At 41.9% G+C, this 15,449-nt stretch carries 16 protein-coding genes; 10 read left to right on the forward strand and 6 right to left on the reverse strand.

Features of this window, described 5'->3' with window-relative positions; translation table 11 throughout:
* Positions 1-15: 15 nt before the first annotated feature.
* Both HCR01_RS26200 and HCR01_RS26205 read left to right on the forward strand, forming a co-directional pair.
* The gene (locus tag HCR01_RS26200) at positions 16-276 is read left to right on the forward strand and encodes a SemiSWEET family sugar transporter (RefSeq protein ID WP_193198980.1); all 261 of its coding nucleotides are present in this window, start codon (positions 16-18) and stop codon (positions 274-276) included.
* 105 nt (positions 277-381) lie between these two features.
* Positions 382-681: a 2Fe-2S iron-sulfur cluster-binding protein gene (locus HCR01_RS26205; RefSeq protein ID WP_162396147.1), complete on the forward strand. Its 300-nt coding sequence runs from the start codon at positions 382-384 to the stop codon at positions 679-681.
* A 101-nt stretch (positions 682-782) separates the two neighbouring features.
* Here the strand turns inward: HCR01_RS26205 and HCR01_RS26210 are convergent, their stop codons facing one another.
* Positions 783-1,232, reverse strand: coding sequence for an Hsp20/alpha crystallin family protein (locus HCR01_RS26210; protein WP_193198981.1), 450 nt, complete (start codon positions 1,230-1,232; stop codon positions 783-785).
* Positions 1,233-1,836: 604 nt separating this feature from the next.
* Between HCR01_RS26210 and HCR01_RS26215 the strand changes: the two genes are divergently transcribed.
* The 5 genes from HCR01_RS26215 (at position 1,837) to rnhA (ending at position 5,277) form a co-directional block, all read left to right on the forward strand.
* On the forward strand, positions 1,837-2,256 hold the full coding sequence (locus HCR01_RS26215; protein ID WP_193198982.1) for a GNAT family N-acetyltransferase: 420 nt from the start codon (positions 1,837-1,839) through the stop codon (positions 2,254-2,256).
* Between the two features lie 11 nt (positions 2,257-2,267).
* A complete protein-coding gene (locus HCR01_RS26220; protein ID WP_193198983.1) occupies positions 2,268-2,732 on the forward strand; it encodes a cupin domain-containing protein in 465 nt (154 codons plus the stop codon).
* Positions 2,733-2,762: 30 nt separating this feature from the next.
* Positions 2,763-3,221, forward strand: a complete 459-nt coding sequence (locus HCR01_RS26225) for a protein tyrosine phosphatase family protein (protein WP_193198984.1) — start codon at positions 2,763-2,765, stop codon at positions 3,219-3,221.
* A gap of 43 nt (positions 3,222-3,264) precedes the next feature.
* Positions 3,265-4,266: an alpha/beta hydrolase gene (locus tag HCR01_RS26230; RefSeq protein ID WP_193198985.1), complete on the forward strand. Its 1,002-nt coding sequence runs from the start codon at positions 3,265-3,267 to the stop codon at positions 4,264-4,266.
* A 99-nt stretch (positions 4,267-4,365) separates the two neighbouring features.
* A complete protein-coding gene (rnhA, locus tag HCR01_RS26235) occupies positions 4,366-5,277 on the forward strand; it encodes a ribonuclease HI (RefSeq protein WP_193198986.1) in 912 nt (303 codons plus the stop codon).
* Positions 5,278-5,324: 47 nt separating this feature from the next.
* Here rnhA and cruG read toward each other — a convergent pair whose 3' ends face one another.
* Complete coding sequence (gene cruG / locus HCR01_RS26240) at positions 5,325-6,521, reverse strand: 2'-O-glycosyltransferase CruG (RefSeq protein WP_193198987.1); 1,197 nt, start codon at positions 6,519-6,521, stop codon at positions 5,325-5,327.
* A gap of 166 nt (positions 6,522-6,687) precedes the next feature.
* Complete coding sequence (gene cruF, locus HCR01_RS26245; RefSeq protein ID WP_193198988.1) at positions 6,688-7,596, reverse strand: gamma-carotene 1'-hydroxylase CruF; 909 nt, start codon at positions 7,594-7,596, stop codon at positions 6,688-6,690.
* A 389-nt stretch (positions 7,597-7,985) separates the two neighbouring features.
* Here cruF and HCR01_RS26250 point away from each other — a divergent pair, with 389 nt between their 5' ends.
* Entirely contained in the window at positions 7,986-8,411 is a 426-nt protein-coding gene (locus tag HCR01_RS26250) for a hypothetical protein (RefSeq protein ID WP_193198989.1), read from the forward strand.
* A gap of 28 nt (positions 8,412-8,439) precedes the next feature.
* Here HCR01_RS26250 and HCR01_RS26255 read toward each other — a convergent pair whose 3' ends face one another.
* A complete protein-coding gene (locus HCR01_RS26255; protein ID WP_193198990.1) occupies positions 8,440-9,732 on the reverse strand; it encodes an ATP-binding protein in 1,293 nt (430 codons plus the stop codon).
* A 43-nt stretch (positions 9,733-9,775) separates the two neighbouring features.
* Positions 9,776-10,561, reverse strand: a complete 786-nt coding sequence (locus HCR01_RS26260; protein WP_193199023.1) for an MlaE family ABC transporter permease — start codon at positions 10,559-10,561, stop codon at positions 9,776-9,778.
* Between the two features lie 149 nt (positions 10,562-10,710).
* Between HCR01_RS26260 and HCR01_RS26265 the strand changes: the two genes are divergently transcribed.
* Entirely contained in the window at positions 10,711-11,013 is a 303-nt protein-coding gene (locus HCR01_RS26265; protein WP_193198991.1) for a hypothetical protein, read from the forward strand.
* A gap of 1,124 nt (positions 11,014-12,137) precedes the next feature.
* Positions 12,138-13,535, forward strand: a complete 1,398-nt coding sequence (locus HCR01_RS26270) for a hypothetical protein (RefSeq protein WP_193198992.1) — start codon at positions 12,138-12,140, stop codon at positions 13,533-13,535.
* Between the two features lie 106 nt (positions 13,536-13,641).
* Here the strand turns inward: HCR01_RS26270 and HCR01_RS26275 are convergent, their stop codons facing one another.
* Entirely contained in the window at positions 13,642-15,396 is a 1,755-nt protein-coding gene (locus HCR01_RS26275) for an RluA family pseudouridine synthase (protein ID WP_193198993.1), read from the reverse strand.
* Positions 15,397-15,449: the final 53 nt, after the last annotated feature.

Below are 15,449 nucleotides of genomic sequence, written 5' to 3' on the forward strand. Positions count from 1 at the left end.
AGGTAACGAACAAAAATGGAATTTGATTTTACAACCACTCTTGGGCTAGTAGCAGGAGTACTGACAACTATCGCCTATGTGCCTCAACTCATTAAAACTTGGCAGTCAAAATCAGCCCACGACCTTTCTTGGAGTATGTTAATTATTCTGTGTACAGGTATTATTTTATGGTTAGTTTATGGTACTTCTGTGCACGATGTACCCATCATTGCAGCTAACATCGTCACTTTACTTCTAGCTTCCGTGATTTTAGTGCTGAAGATCAAGTACAGGTAACTATCTCTACTAACTGCTTCTGGATATAGAACACTAAAGTCTAGACTAGTAGCACGTAAACCCGTAGTATCGAAAATGGAGTTTATGTAAGATCGGGATTGTTGCATGGCAACTTATAAGGTCAGATTATTTAACAAAGCTGAAGGGATAGATGAAACAATTGAAGTTGCTGATGATGAGTACATCCTAGACGCTGCCGAAGAACAAGGTTTAGACTTACCCTACTCGTGTCGCTCTGGTTCTTGTTCTAGCTGCAACGGTAAGCTGATTTCAGGTTCAGTTGATCAGTCAGACCAAAACTTCTTAGATGACGATCAAATTGCTGCTGGAAATGTCCTAACCTGCTATGCTTATCCCACTTCAGATTGCACCATCGAAACCCATCGAGAGGATGCGCTAAACTAACAAGTCTGTACAAGCACAATAATTCTCACTAAACAGCGCTCTCCTTTTGGAGAGCGCTGTTAATTTAGTTCAACGGCATTGATTACATATCAAAGCGAAAACTAGCCAGCTGATGCCAAATTAACTTTGACAACTTTGTTCTTTTCTTCTTCAGCTTTGGGTAGCGTTAAATTCAATATGCCATCTTTGTATTCTGCCGTAACGTTAGTATTTTGAATTCGAGCCGATAAAGGAATTACGCGTTGGAATTTACCATAGTGAAATTCGCTCTTGATCACACCTTTATCTTCAGTTTTAGCTTCAGACTTTCTCTCACCACTCAGGTATACGGCATTTTGTGTAACTTGTAAATCCAGGTCTTTAGCTTCAATTCCTGGAAGTTCTAGTTTCAGATGAATTGCATCTTCAGTCTCTTTTAACTCAGCAGCGGGAACTCTAGAGAAGCTTCTTTCAACAAATGCTGATGATAACGTGTCTTCATCAAATAAGCGATTAATTTGACGTTGCATTGCGTTAAATTCTTGCCAAGGGTTCCAACGTACTAGTGTCATATTTTTACCTCGTATAATTTGATGAGTATTTTTGTGACCAACCAATTCAGGATTTAATTCCTTGCTTTGTTCTCATAGTATTAATAAATAATAGTGGTGTAAATTCGGTTTTTAGCACTTCGTTGATGATGATTTCCGAACATTCAACAAGGTACGGTAATCTCAAGTACTTCTGATTCGGTAAACTCGACAAAAGTAGACTTGAAATATTAATGTATGTTTTGGATATGGTGAAAAAACGCAGATAACCTATGCCTCAAGCGGTCGATCATAAAGGCTTTTCGACAACACCCTGATCTCGACTTTATCCCTTTTTGATAGAATCAAGCAGTGTAAACAGCAATATCTCTCAAACGCTCAAATAAAAGACGAGGGACTTTTACCATTTACTTGAACGTACTGGGTCTCGATATATTCCTTTTGCCTTAATTTTCTTTCCTTTACGATGTTCAATTGTATCGTCTACTTTGTTCATAGTGAGCGATTTATCGCTCTTTGTAGAGTTTTAAAGACCTAGAGCCGCTTACTACAAACTTTTATTTTGTAAGGTTAAACAAATAAAGTGCGCTTTCACGAACATCTTCTTTTTACTTTTAAATTGCTCATGACTTACAAAATTATTGCCAAGTTGAATGAAAATCAGATTTTAGAACTAGTAGAATTATACAAAAATGAATTTTGGAGTAAAAACCGTACGTATCAACAAGTTGTTAAGATGTTGCACGCATCAGACATTATTATTGGTTTAGTAGATGACAGCGAACAATTGATTGGGTTTACTCGCGTTCTCACTGACTTTGTATATAGAGCAACTATTTATGATGTCATTATCAAGGCGAACTATAGAAATATGGGACTTGGTACTAAATTACTAGATGCAGTGATTAATCATTCTCAGTTAAGCGCAGTTGAAAATGTTGCTCTTTACTGTTTACCAGAAATGATTCAATTTTATGAACGTTGGGGTTTCACAACTAATGTGGGGGAAATTCAGTTAATGTATAGAGGAAAACCAATTATCTAAAGAAGTTGTAAATGATTATTAAACCAGAAAATGTAACAAGTCGGACAACTTCGATTTACCCAAATGAATTTAAGCCTCTGTTGGTAGGACGAGCAAAACAAGCATTAGGAAATGCGGCGGGATTGAAAAATTTTGGTGTCAACTTAGTCACTCTTGCGCCAGGAAGCCGTTCTGCTCTTAGACATTGGCATACCCACCAAGATGAGTTTATTTATGTTATGGAAGGTGAAGTGACGCTAGTTAAGAATGCAGGAAAGCAAATCCTTAAACCGGGAATGATGGCAGCTTTCCCAGCAGGGGGAGCGGATGGACACCAACTAGTGAATCACTCCAATGCAGTAGTAGTGTATTTAGAAATTGGCGATAGAAGCCCCGATGATGAAGTTTACTATCCAGATGATGATTTGATTGCTAAATCTGCTGCTGATGGCAGTCGAATTTTCACACACAAAGATGGTACTTTGTACGAAAGTTGAGCTAAAACAGAAATCAGAGAAATTGTAAATATGTCTACCAAGCGTCTTGAAGATATAGACAACTTTCTTCAGTTATCAGATACAATTGCTACTTGCGGACAACCAACCGCAGAACAGTTTGCAGCAATTAAACAATCAGGATACCAATTAATTGTAAATTTAGCACTGCCAACATCGAGTAATGCGTTACCTAATGAACAACAAATCGTGGAATCTCAATGCATGGAGTATGTACACATTCCTGTGCTTTGGGAAAATCCTACTATTAAGGATGTAACAGAGTTTTTTAGCACCTTGGAAGCGAATACCAGTAAAAAAATATTAGTCCATTGTGCTGCTAATAAAAGAGTTTCAGCTTTTATGTATCTTTATCGCCGCCTTCATAAAGGCATGAATGATGAAGAGGCCAAGCAGGATTTAAATCAGATTTGGGTTCCTAATGATATCTGGAGTAAGTTTATGCAAGAAGTGATTGATAATTATTCTTGATAGAAACTAAAAAAATTGATATTCATCTGGAGAAATTAAATTTTTGATATCAACCTTATTTACATCATTAAACTGGGAGCTATGCTTTTTACTAGGAATAACTGTATATCATACAATTATTAGTAAATACGAAAAACTGCATACGAAGCAAATAGGTAATTTGATTGACGTAGATGGTCACAAATTACATATCTATTGCGCTGGTGAAGGAAATACAACAATAGTTTTGGATCATAGTCTTGGAGGAATAGAGGGATATTTCCTGGTAGAGGAATTAGCTAAACTTACACGAGTTTGTATATATGACAGAGCCGGATATGGTTGGAGTCAATCAAATTGGAAACCGCGTACTAGTGAACAGATTGTCAAAGAATTACATAGTCTTTTAATCAAAGCAGAAATTGAGCCGCCTTACATCTTAGTAGGTAACTCATTCGGTACTTATAATATGCGTTTATATGCTCATCAGTTCCCGGAAGAAGTGGTAGGAATGGTTTTAACAGATGGTTTACATGAAAAATTAATGTTGGCGATGCCAATCAGTCTCCAGCTTTTGAAATTATTTTTCTCAATTTCCTTTGCGATCGCATCCTTTGGGGCTACATTAGGAATTGTTCGCTTTTTAGGTATACTGGGTGCATTTGAAGTTATTAAAAAAGAACTTCGCCAGTTTTCACCTAAATCATTAAAAATCGTTAAAACATCTTTTTACTCTGCAAAACATTGGCTAACTATGTTTCGAGAAATGTGGAGTTTGAATACTAGTAGTTACCAAGTCCAAAAAGCTAACGATTTTGGCATGATTCCAATTATTAATATCAAAGCAAATACTTTTCTCAAGCCTTCTTTGGGAAAGCTTTATTTTTCTATTCAATCAGCCGATAAACTTCGCAACCAAATGCACTCTAATTTGCTATTGCTTTCAACTGACTGTCAACAATTATTGGCACAAAAGAGCGGTCATTTTGTTTGGATAGATCAGCGAGAAATAATTTTGCAAGCAGTTACACAACTTTTACAAAAAGTTCAAAATACGAATTATTAACTCAGTTGAGTGCTTACCATTATAATAGCCTGAATATTGTTTACCAAAATCTGCTAATCAAACTTCTGTGTATGTCCTTTGCAGTTCCATATTCTCACTATGTCCACCCAACATATAATCCAAAGCATATATACTGATGGCGCTTGCACTGGTAATCCTGGGCCTGGCGGTTGGGGTGTCGTTGTTTACTTTAGCGATGGCTCAATTCACGAAATGGGCGATGCATCCCCCCATACCACAAACAATAAGATGGAAATGCAAGCTGCGATCGCTGCTCTCAAGTTCTTGGAAACGTCTGGACAAACTGAACCCGTAACCCTTTATACCGATAGCGAATACCTGATTAACTGCCTTAATAAGTGGATTACAGGCTGGAAAAAGAAAGGTTGGAAAAAGTCAGATGGGAAACCCGTCCAAAACCAAGACCTTTTGGAAACCCTTGACGAACTCAATAGCCGATTAGTAAAGTGGCAACACGTCCGAGGACATTCTGGTAACATAGGTAACGAACGTTGTGATGTGATTGCTCGCACCTATGCTAGTGGCAAAACCCCATCTCTACAACAATTATTCCCTAAAAATTTTAATAAATCTTTATATTCCCAAAGTGAACTAAATGTAGCAAAAGTATCTGACTTTAAAGCAAACTCTACAATAATTGACAAAAGAACACAGGAAATCAGTATTTCTACATCAGAAATAACCATTATGGAACCATCAACTGGGACAGCCGCAGCCACAAATGACGAAAAACTGCCTGAGATGAGGGTTTCGCAACTCCGCAACTTAATCGAAACTCTGCGTATTGCTGATGAAATCGCCGAAAAAGGTTATTTAATCACCAGTTCTGAACTAGCAGACTTGATGGATGTCCACGCCAGCGCCGTCACTAGTCGAGGAGATCAGTGGCGCTGGCGAAACTGGATAGTATCACGGGTACGTCGTGAAGGCAATCAAATTCTTTGGGAACTGGAACGCGGTGATCAAGTGGGAGGTGAAAGTGAGGAGTGAGGAGTGAAGGAAACAGCGGGGAAGAAATACTGACTTTTGACTCGGTACTATATATACTTTCTTCCCCGCCATTCGCGTGGAGTGCGGAACGCAGACAAGAAGATTCGTAGCACTGCTATGGGGTCAGCTAAGGGGGAAAGCCAGAATAACCAGCCACCTTTGACGCTTTTACGATCATAAGAAGGTGCGATCGCTAATAGCATTGCAAAGCGAATCACCAGTAGAAATAAATTTAGTCCTAGTAGGAGGAGTGGGGGAGTGGGATAGGGGGGGAAAGGAAGAGGGAGAGAAACGAAGAGGTAAGCAAGGACGACTAAAAGAGGTAGACCCTGGACTGCGGAGAGTAGCCATAAATCTCCCCACAACTGAGCAGAAGAAGATGCATCTTTGAGGTCGAGACTCCGCCCCCATTCTTTCCATGTCTCCATCGCTCCCTCATACATCCGCACTTTCAGTACTTTCGCACCATCTAAAAAGCCCACCTTAAACCCTTGAGCAGCAATATTCCGTGCCAAGGTGACATCATCGCAAAAAGAACCACGCGCACTGGTATAACCACCCACAGCAGCTAAAACAGAACGACGGCACAAAAAGCACTGCCCATTTGCCATCACCCTTTCTGGCTGCTCCGTATTGATCCCAGCTGGGTCAAACCGATAAAGCAGAGTCATCAACAAAGCCGGTTGTAACCAGCACTCCCCTGGATACTTGAGGATAAACTGGGGCGAAAGAGAAACCAGATCATAGCCTTGTGCTTCGGCTATTTTCACTAAACCAGCAATCAAACCAGGATCGGGTTGGATATCAGCGTCCAGTCCCATAAACCACTGACTGTCTTCCGAACTATGCAAAAAGCCGTTATGCAACGCCCAAGGACGCCCCACCCAACCTGATGGTAAGGGGTCATCTGTGATTAAGCGAAAGCGGGGATCTTGCTGCTGTGCTGCTTTAACTAAATCGGGAGTGCCATCCTGAGACTTGCTGTCTACAACGATGATTTCCCGGACTTCGTAGCTTTGCCGACTTAAGCCAGCTAACAGAGGGCTAATACGAAGAACCTCATTCAGTGTAGGAACGACAACACTAACACTACCCACAAGCTCCGGTGTTGGCTGTTGAGGTTCTATCGGAGGATGGCGTCTTGGCCCCTTCAGCAAGCGCGAAAGCAGAATCGCCGTTGCTGGTACTTGAATAAGTAGCAAGAAAAGCGATATGGCGCTTTCTACTGTCAAGGCGTTGTCCACTATCAAAATACTTAATAATTAAAATCCCGACTATACAAATGTCAATTGGGCATTGGGCATTGGGAAAGATAATTATTCTTTTGCTCCCCAGTCACGCCAGTTCGCTCAACAGAGGACGCCTCCGCACGCGACTGGCTCCCCAGTCCCCAATCCCTAACTTATCGACTTATTTCAAAGCAACTTTGATGCTCGCTACTGAGACTTCATTGTTTGCTGGTTCAACAGCAACTTGAGCGGGTGTGATTGAGCTTCTTAACCACAGCGCCACAGCTGGAGCTACACCTAGAAATAAGCCCAGTAACACAGGGATGGAGAACCCAGCTGCCAAGCTTAGTCCGGCGGCGAAGGCAAAGTTAGTTAAATAAACAACTAGGGGCAGATTAAGCTGCGATCGCTCTAATTTAATTGAGGTATTTCTCCACAATAATCCTGCCACACTCATAAACAGGGCGCTAGTGCCAAACCAACCTGCATAATTTTGATAAGGTGTGCCAAAGAAAGCTCCTGGTTTTTCCCAGTACCAGAAAGGCAAAGCCGATTGGCTCATAGCTGGCTCAAGGGCAAAGTCCCAGCAAGTAAAGAGCAAAGCCCCAACGGCTATAGCACCAATATGGCGTCCCCAACTGGGTTTTTGTGCCACTTTCAAACCAGATCTAGCAATTAGGTAAGACGACAGCCCAACATAAAACCAAGATAAAGGAATTGTGAAAGGAACTAGCCCCGCAATTTTATAACCCAAGCCACTCAAGTAGCTGTAATCACCAAATGGAAAACCCGTGCTGGTTCCTAGTAGTTCACTGCCCAAAGATATAAACACAGCCGGCAGCATAAAAGCCAGCCAAGCTCCCAATCCCAGCGATCGGTAGGCATAAATAGAGACAGCGATCGTCCCCAAAATGATATCAACTACACCGCCGCCAGCCATACTTAACTGTATGGCAGTTTCTCCAACCTGCGATAAGTTTAAAATTATTTCGGCATGAGGTACTACAAGTAGCATCCCTACCAGTCCAAATGCCTTTGACACGATATGACCAATGAGGCATACGCGCTCAGCAATAACAAGTTGTCTCATGATTATTCCTTAACAAGATGTGATACGCGGCTACTCGGCTGCTAATAGTTTACAAATGTTTAAGAACATATTTAAACACTTTATGTCGCAATTCTGGAGCAAACTTGTTTGGCTTTGTTGGGCAGAGCATAACAGCCTATTGATTGAAGCAATAAAAAATATGATGATAGACTTACCAGTCTAAGCCAAGATAGTCAAGATATACATAACTTCGTTTGGTTTGCTTTGAGTTTCTTGTCTTACTGATACTTAGAGGCGTTTTATACCTAAATATCTTTGAGGAGAGACAAATGTCACCAACTCATCAAATCCTCAAGTAAAATAGAGCCTTTAATTACTCCACAAAGTTGTGGAATAATAGCTTGACCCAGTACAGGAAATATAAACCCATGTCAATTTTGAGAAGAGTTCCCTGGGTTTCCTTGGCACTAGTATTGCTTAGCTACAGTACCTTAGGCTGGGTAATATCTGAAACACGTCCCCCTTTGTTTGTCTGGCTGGTAGTTGTAGTTGTGATCTTACTTTTACTGATAACGTTGACCACTCCTTGGTCGAAGATGGCACGCTATTATACTATTTTGTTTAAATCAAATACTAGGTCTTTTGGTGTTGCCGTTTTGGCGGCTTTCTTGTTCTTCGTCATGCTTGCCTGGTTTCGGGTATTTCTTGATACCTTACTTATCCTTTCTGCAACTATATTAGTCAAGATAGACTTTCAAACAGCTGGTTTTACAGAAGGGCTAGCCTTTATGATTACATCTATCTTTTCATTGGTAGGTTTAGCTTTGGGTGCGCTAGTTTACAAGTTAATTTGACTTGAATCAAGTAAATTTCGGAAATTTACTATAAATTTTGATATTTTCGGCGTTCTTGCCCTAAAGCAGTTTGAACTTGTTGATATTCGGCTTCGATCTTGGCAATTTGCGCTTTTGCTCCAAAGAGTGCTTCTGTTACTACCATTGTCTCTAATTCTGCACAGAGTTTTCCGAAAGTAATTGCGCCTAGCGTCGTACTAGTGGAGGACAATGTATGAGCTACTCGCCGAAGTGACTTGAAATTGTCTTGACTTAGATAAAGTTGAATATCTTGCAAGAGTCTAGGAACTTCTTCAAGGTAATCATCAATAATTTCTAGCAGAAATTCCACAGCATTAGCTGATGAATTAAAATCAGCCATTCGCAGGATTTCTTGCAAAGCAGCAGGATCAATGGGGGAAGAATTTTGAATAGGCAATTTTTCTTGTTTGCACTTCTGTATCCCCGTGTAAGAGTGTTTTTCTTGTTTATAGAGAGGCTGACAACTTTTAAGCACTCGCATCAGTTCTGCAATGCGGATTGGTTTAATGAGGTAGTCGTCCATACCAGATGCTAAACAACGATCGCGATCGCCTGACATGGCATTTGCTGTTAATGCAATAATCCTAGGACGGACATCTGGTGTCCACTCTTGGCATATATACTGGGTCGTTGTTAAACCATCCATTTCTGGCATTTGTAAATCCATCAACACCACATCATAAGATTGACGACGCAACACAAAGAGTGCTTCTAAGCCATTGTTAGCAACATCTGGTTTGTAGCCCATTTGCTGTAACATCAGCTGAATCATTCTTTGATTAATTACATAGTCTTCCACTAACAGTATTTTCAAAGGATGTTGTTCAGCCATTCGAGGATCAATTTTGGTGTCCGAAACTACATTGTTTTCTCTATTACTCACTTGTTTTTGAATGACAGGAGTAACAATTGTGAAGTGGAATGCACTACCTACACTAGGCTGACTTTCAACCCAAATTTTGCCACCCATAAACTCAGTTAGTTTCTTGCAAATGGCAAGACCTAACCCTGTACCGCCATATTGACGAGTGATAAAAGAGTTGACTTGACTGAAGGCTTTAAATAAACGCTCAAGGCGATCGCTTGGAATTCCAATACCTGTATCTTTGACTGTAAACTGAATTTCATAGCTACTTTTTTGCTCGCGGCTACTAGTTATTTCACGAGCGATCGCCAAAACTTCAATGCTCCCAGTTTCAGTAAATTTAATAGCATTACTGAGTAAATTAACTAGGATTTGGCGCACTCTAGTAATATCACCCACAATTATAGAAGGAATCTCTGAAGTATCAAGAAACATGAGTTTTAACTTCTTTTCTCCAGCTATGGGCGAAACTAGATTATCAAAATGTAGGATGTTCAAACAGTAACAAAGAGAGAAAAAAATCTATGATAAAAATCGATACCCAAGTAGTGACAACTGCTTTTGTTGCTGATTCTCCTACTTCTTTAGCTCCTCCTTTCGTTGTTAAACCCCAACTACAACCGTTGATAGCAACTAAAGCTCCAAAAATAAACCCTTTAAGCAAAACAATAAACAAATCTGATGGTTCTAAAAAGTTTCTGACTGACTCTAAAAAAGTTTCTGGAAGAATTTGGTAAAACTGTGAACCGGCAAAAACTCCACCAATGATACCCATAAATAAAGCAAAAACTGTCATAAAAGGCATCATCAAACAGCAAGCAATTACTCTTGGAAGTACTAAATAATCAATTGGATCAGTTTTGAGCATATACAGTGCATCAATTTGCTCTGTCACCCGCATTGCTCCTATTTCTGCTGCATAAGCAGAGCCTACTTGTCCCGCAAGAATACTAGCAGTCAAAATTGGAGCCAGTTCTCTGCAAAAAGCTAATGCAAAAGCACCTCCCACTGCATTGACAGCACCAAATCGCACTAATTCTCTTGCAGTCTGAATCGTAAAAATCATACCTGCAAAACCACTTACAAGGAGAACTGGAGAGATAGAAGTTGGCCCAGCAGTCACCATGTGTTGCAGAATCTTGCGGTAGTAAGTTTTTCCTTGGAGTAAATGCAGCCAGACTTGACCACAAAGGAGTATTGCAGCAAAACAGCGTACAATGCAGGATTGCTCGATTTTTTTTTGGGGTTGCAATTTGATCGCCATTAAGACTGACTTTTTTTGCACCTATGTTAAGGCGTGGTTCATGAATAGACGCTGCTTGCCCTCAAATTTTGAGGATTAATATTTCAGCATGGATCAACTCAGCTTAGTAAACTCTACCGGAAAATAGCGTTAATCTTTCAAATATGAGCATGATAAAACACGTTATTTTTGTGCTGATATTGATACTATCGTTCTCAGTAGCGCTGCCATCTGATGCGTCTGTGTGCCGTAATTATGATGGTCAGCAGATTTGCATTCTCAGTATCAATCGAAGTGCCAAAAATTATTGGGAATACAGAGCAACTGTAAGTGTGAATGGAGTAAAAAGGCCCATCGAGGTCTACAACTGTCGTGAGCAAGTCAAGGTGCAACAAGACGGGACTGTTTTGCCATTTGAGCAAAAAGACCCTGGTAAGCTAATATGCAGTTTTTTTAATTCTTCTGTGCGGTAAATACGCGCCAGATGATGAAAACCATGAAACTTAGATAGGCTAATACCGTTAGCCACTCTTGCCAGCTACTAAATGTATCATTCATTAGCAAAAGCCAAAAAATAAATAAAGGTAATTTTCACCCTTAAATCCTACACGCTCACGCTATCAGTTCGTTACTGGATTGCTCATAACGTTGATGATAAGGGCTATTCAAAATCTTTTAGCTAATTTTCCGGAATTGATCAGGCTGGGGTAGTATCCCTAATCAGACTATCGATTTTATGTTTACCATCTATAACTAACCTCCGGGGAATATTGCCCCATCTGTTTTAAAAAGCTCGGTCTTCACGACTGGGCTTTTGATTTTTGATACATCTCCCTTGCGGTATGAGTCAGCTTGGGGCTGTATTTTGCTGATCACATTAGTAGTTCACCACACCAACTTTGATGGGTGAATAAGTTCGTAGTGAGTTAGCGCGGTCTTCTCCCTTCGCGTAGCGTCTCGTAGAGAAGGGGAGACGCCCGCTGTAGGATGCCCAAAGGGCTGTAGGGCGATAGCGAAGCGGTAGCGAGTCATGGAGCGTCTGGGGGTTTCCACGCCACTTGCTACCCTACGGGAACGCTAAGAGCGAACAAGTCGGGGAACCCGCCCAACGCAGTGGCTCCCCATGAGCGACTAACGATAGCGCAGCGTTAGCGAGTCATCGAGCGTCACCCGTACCCCTACGGGGAAGCAAGCTACGCGCAGCGTCTCCGTTAGGAGAAGGGTCAGGACTTTAGTCTTTGGCTTGAGCGCTGAAGCGCTCACAAAGTTGAAAGATCACTAGGGTAAAAGTTACTCCAAATTTCCTAGCTAATTTTCTGGAATTGATCAGGCTGGAGTGGTATCCCTAATCAGACTATCGATTTTATGTTTACCATCTATAACTAACCTCCGGGGAATATTGCCCCATTTTTCTCAAAAGCTCGGTCTTCACGACTGGGCTTTTGATTTTTTATACATTTCCCTTGCGGGAAAGTGATTCAATTTGGGAGTGGGAGCAGCATTTGCGTATACTGCCGCGTATCATATAAGACATTTTTCTAGAAACCTTTGAGAGATTTTATCAGTCTGGTAGTCCAAATTCTGCAAACACCCGATAATGTCATCTTTTGCTCAAGGTATCCCCGGATTGCCCGATCTGACACATCCAACTGAGCTAGTCCAATTTGGAACCCAGGTGCTCAAAGGTTCACTATTATTAGTATTTTTGGTCGTAGCTTTGGGAGTTGCGATCGCTCTGATAAGTTTTTCTCTACGTCGAAATCACTCAGAACAATTGATATTTCTTGGCGAATGGGCTGTTCGTTATTCCCAACTTTTACGGGGATTGCAGCATTTAGCTCTAGTATTAATTCTGTTAGTGACTGGATTTTTCTTTTGTTCAACTTTGAGCAATCGCTACCACCACTGGGAACAAGCAAAGGTAGCTCAAGTAACCCAAAGTGTTGCAGGCGAAAAGCTCGAACAATTTGCGCCCCAAGTGCGCTACGTTACGCAAGAGCCATACACCTATACCACCCAAGTTAATGGCAAGATAGTTCAGGTAAATGAGACGCGAGAAGTCAACCGCTACCTAACGCTGGCTGGCTCGCAAATTCAGGTCAAGCTTGACCAAAGCACAGATGTTCGAGGTCGCAGCTCAATTTATCGCGCAGATTACACTGCTGATTATAAAGTTGTCAACCAACTCAAAAATATTAGTAGTTTCTTTTTTGAAGCACCGCCGCCTAATGGCTACACGCTGCTCGCCAGCTATAAAGTAGAGCGTGACCGGACTCGGCTACAACAAACTAATCCGGGGGAATATAGCTTTCCCTTCCGCCTGCAACCAGGGGAAGAAACTAGCTTTCGCGTCACCTATCAGGCTCAAGGTGGGCCCCGTTGGGTTTATAGCGCAGCGAGTCAGTTACTTTCTAATTTCCGCCTGAGTGCGATCGCTAACTTTGCCCCTGCTGATTTTGCTAGTGGTGTTGTACCAAATGAGATTAAAGGCGACGGACGCAGCACCCAATTTACTTGGATATTTGATGATAATGTTTCGGTAAAAAACCCTTTAGGAGTATTTACCAATACCGACCCCATTCGACACACTGGCATCATTCCCCGAATTTTATTACTAGCACCAGCATTATTTTTGTGGTGGATATTGTTGCTATATTGGTCGCTACCCATGAGCCTCAAAAATGTTGCGATCGCTGGTGGTATTTTCTTTGCTTGTCTGCTGGCTTTAACCTATCTGGGTCGCTTGATGAATGCTCAGTTAGCTTGGACTTTGATTTCTCTGGTCTTACTCTTTTTAACATGGGGGTTGGGATCAAATCGCAGTGCTTCCCTTGCTGCCATTATCTGTACTATTGCTGGTGCAATACTACCTGTCTTTGGTTTACTAGTACCGTTCAGCGGACTCACCCTCAGCCTAGCGGGTCTACTTTCAGCGGTCTGGCTAGCAGTTCGCCATTGGTATGGCTGGTACAATTTGCACCCAGAGAAGCAATAGACCTGCCTTGAAAACTTGTCAAGTCAATTGCTTGTTCTTAGATGATTGTTGCAATAGAACCTTCAATCTTGTGGGAAAGGGTTAAAGGGAAAAGGGGAACTTCAGGTTAAAATGGCGTTTCTGTTCTGAGATGTAGTGTTTGTCCCGACTGGGGATGCTCAAAGCTAAGTTCCCTTGCATGAAGATGTAACCGATTAGCAACGGCATCACATCCATAGAGGCGATCGCCTAAAATTGTTACCCCAAGTCCTTGCGAATTGGCAGCGTGAACCCTCAACTGATGGGTGCGTCCTGTAAATGGCATAAACTCTACACGAGTGTAGTTTCCTTCCTTCCCTATTACCCGAAAGTGAGTCAAGCTAGGTTTACCGCGCTGCCAATCAACTTGCTGATAAGGGCGATTTTGAGGGTCTCCCCACAAGGGTAATTCAATCACACCTTGAGCATTTGTTACGGAGCCGGAAACTACAGCTTCATAAACCTTGTAAATTTGTCGTTGTTGAAATTGCCGACTAAGTTGGCGATGGGTTTGGCGATCGCGAGCTAGCAGCAAAATCCCCGAAGTTTCCTGATCTAGGCGATGCACAGCCGCTATGCCATTAGGCAAAAGATGACGTAAGCGACTCACGACACTATCTTGGCGATCGCTATAACGACCGGGTACTGAAAGTAGTCCTGGGGGTTTGTTTACAGCAATCAGCCATTCGTCTTCATAAATGGGTATGACTCCCCTAGCATGGGAGGGGCTTAAAATTTCCCCTTTCCGATGAGGTAAGTTAGATTTTAATCCTGAGAGCAAAAACCCCATCAATGGCTGACAGCGCTCTACACAAGCCCGATAGAATTCTCCTGGGACTTTGTTTTGATTCATTGAGGACGCTCCCCACCAAAACTCTGCCATTGCTAATGGTTTTAGACCGTGTGTTGCTGCATAGTGCAGTAGTTTTGGAGCGCAACAATCTCCTGTTCCAGTAGGCATACCGAATGGCGTCAATTGCTGCAATGATAGAGATTGCCCGGAAAAATTAGTCAGGCTGTAGGCTGCGTGCATCTGAGCCTGCAATTGCTGAGATAGTACTTTACGCTGTTGTTTGAGTTCACGCATCCGTTCATCGGTCGTTGTAATCAGCTGCTTGAGCGGCTCTAAAACTTCATTTTGCTGGCGTTTGAGTTGCCGTCGCTCAATTCCATGCAAACGACTTTCTGCGTCGAGTTGTTCTAAAGCAATAGTCAGTGCTTCCCCAGTGAGAGTTTCCTCCGAAGTTTGCCCGGAGGGAAACCACGCCACTTGCTTCAAGCCGGGGAACCCGTCCAACGCAGTGGCTCCTCCTTGCAACTTCTCGGATAGTAGCTGACGTTTTTCCTGTCGTTGATGTTTGCAATATCGATGGCGATCGCTCATTTGTTGTAACTGTTGCTCAAACTCGCGCAAGAGCATTTCGTACTGCTGGCGTTCGGTCAACTGCTTTAGGGTAATGAGTTCTTGTTTAATAGCATCCAATTGGGCTAATGTGCGGGCTTCCTCTAAAGCAACTTGGCTGCGTCCGGGAATTGGTGGAACCCAGCCATCAAAAATACCATAACCATTTAGAAGACCAGAGAAAGCTTTTAGTACACGTTGTTCGCCAGTAGGTAGTTCAACTAGTAATATGCCATACATCTTGCCCTCGCGATTATAAAGGTCATTTTTGGCGAGGTATTGCATTAAACCATAGGCGATCGCTTCAGCCATTGAGGTGCGGGGCAGTTTCAGCAGTTCACCACTTTCAGGACTACACCCTTGATAGTAATAGTTAGGAGATAAGTTGCTGTCAACAAAATCACGCTCAACAAAATCTGAAAGTGTGTGCAGAACTACCATACAAGACATGATTTCAAATCTGGCTGATCCTTATATCTGAAATTATTGCACCC

Origin of the sequence: Nostoc sp. MG11, assembly GCF_014904695.1 — a bacterium.
In the GTDB taxonomy this organism is placed as follows: Bacteria; Cyanobacteriota; Cyanobacteriia; order Cyanobacteriales; family Nostocaceae; genus Komarekiella.

Bases quoted from the DNA above. Each gene is read 5' to 3' on its own strand.
- HCR01_RS26200 (WP_193198980.1), top strand. From the start codon at position 16: ATGGAATTTGATTTTACAACCACTCTTGGGCTAGTAGCAGGAGTACTG.
- HCR01_RS26205 (WP_162396147.1), top strand. From the start codon at position 382: ATGGCAACTTATAAGGTCAGATTATTTAACAAAGCTGAAGGGATAGAT.
- HCR01_RS26210 (WP_193198981.1), bottom strand. From the start codon at position 1,232: ATGACACTAGTACGTTGGAACCCTTGGCAAGAATTTAACGCAATGCAA.
- HCR01_RS26215 (WP_193198982.1), top strand. From the start codon at position 1,837: ATGACTTACAAAATTATTGCCAAGTTGAATGAAAATCAGATTTTAGAA.
- HCR01_RS26220 (WP_193198983.1), top strand. From the start codon at position 2,268: ATGATTATTAAACCAGAAAATGTAACAAGTCGGACAACTTCGATTTAC.
- HCR01_RS26225 (WP_193198984.1), top strand. From the start codon at position 2,763: ATGTCTACCAAGCGTCTTGAAGATATAGACAACTTTCTTCAGTTATCA.
- rnhA (WP_193198986.1), top strand. From the start codon at position 4,366: ATGTCCACCCAACATATAATCCAAAGCATATATACTGATGGCGCTTGC.
- cruF (WP_193198988.1), bottom strand. From the start codon at position 7,596: ATGAGACAACTTGTTATTGCTGAGCGCGTATGCCTCATTGGTCATATC.
- HCR01_RS26250 (WP_193198989.1), top strand. From the start codon at position 7,986: ATGTCAATTTTGAGAAGAGTTCCCTGGGTTTCCTTGGCACTAGTATTG.
- HCR01_RS26255 (WP_193198990.1), bottom strand. From the start codon at position 9,732: ATGTTTCTTGATACTTCAGAGATTCCTTCTATAATTGTGGGTGATATT.
- HCR01_RS26260 (WP_193199023.1), bottom strand. From the start codon at position 10,561: ATGGCGATCAAATTGCAACCCCAAAAAAAAATCGAGCAATCCTGCATT.
- HCR01_RS26265 (WP_193198991.1), top strand. From the start codon at position 10,711: ATGATAAAACACGTTATTTTTGTGCTGATATTGATACTATCGTTCTCA.
- HCR01_RS26270 (WP_193198992.1), top strand. From the start codon at position 12,138: ATGTCATCTTTTGCTCAAGGTATCCCCGGATTGCCCGATCTGACACAT.
- HCR01_RS26275 (WP_193198993.1), bottom strand. From the start codon at position 15,396: ATGGTAGTTCTGCACACACTTTCAGATTTTGTTGAGCGTGATTTTGTT.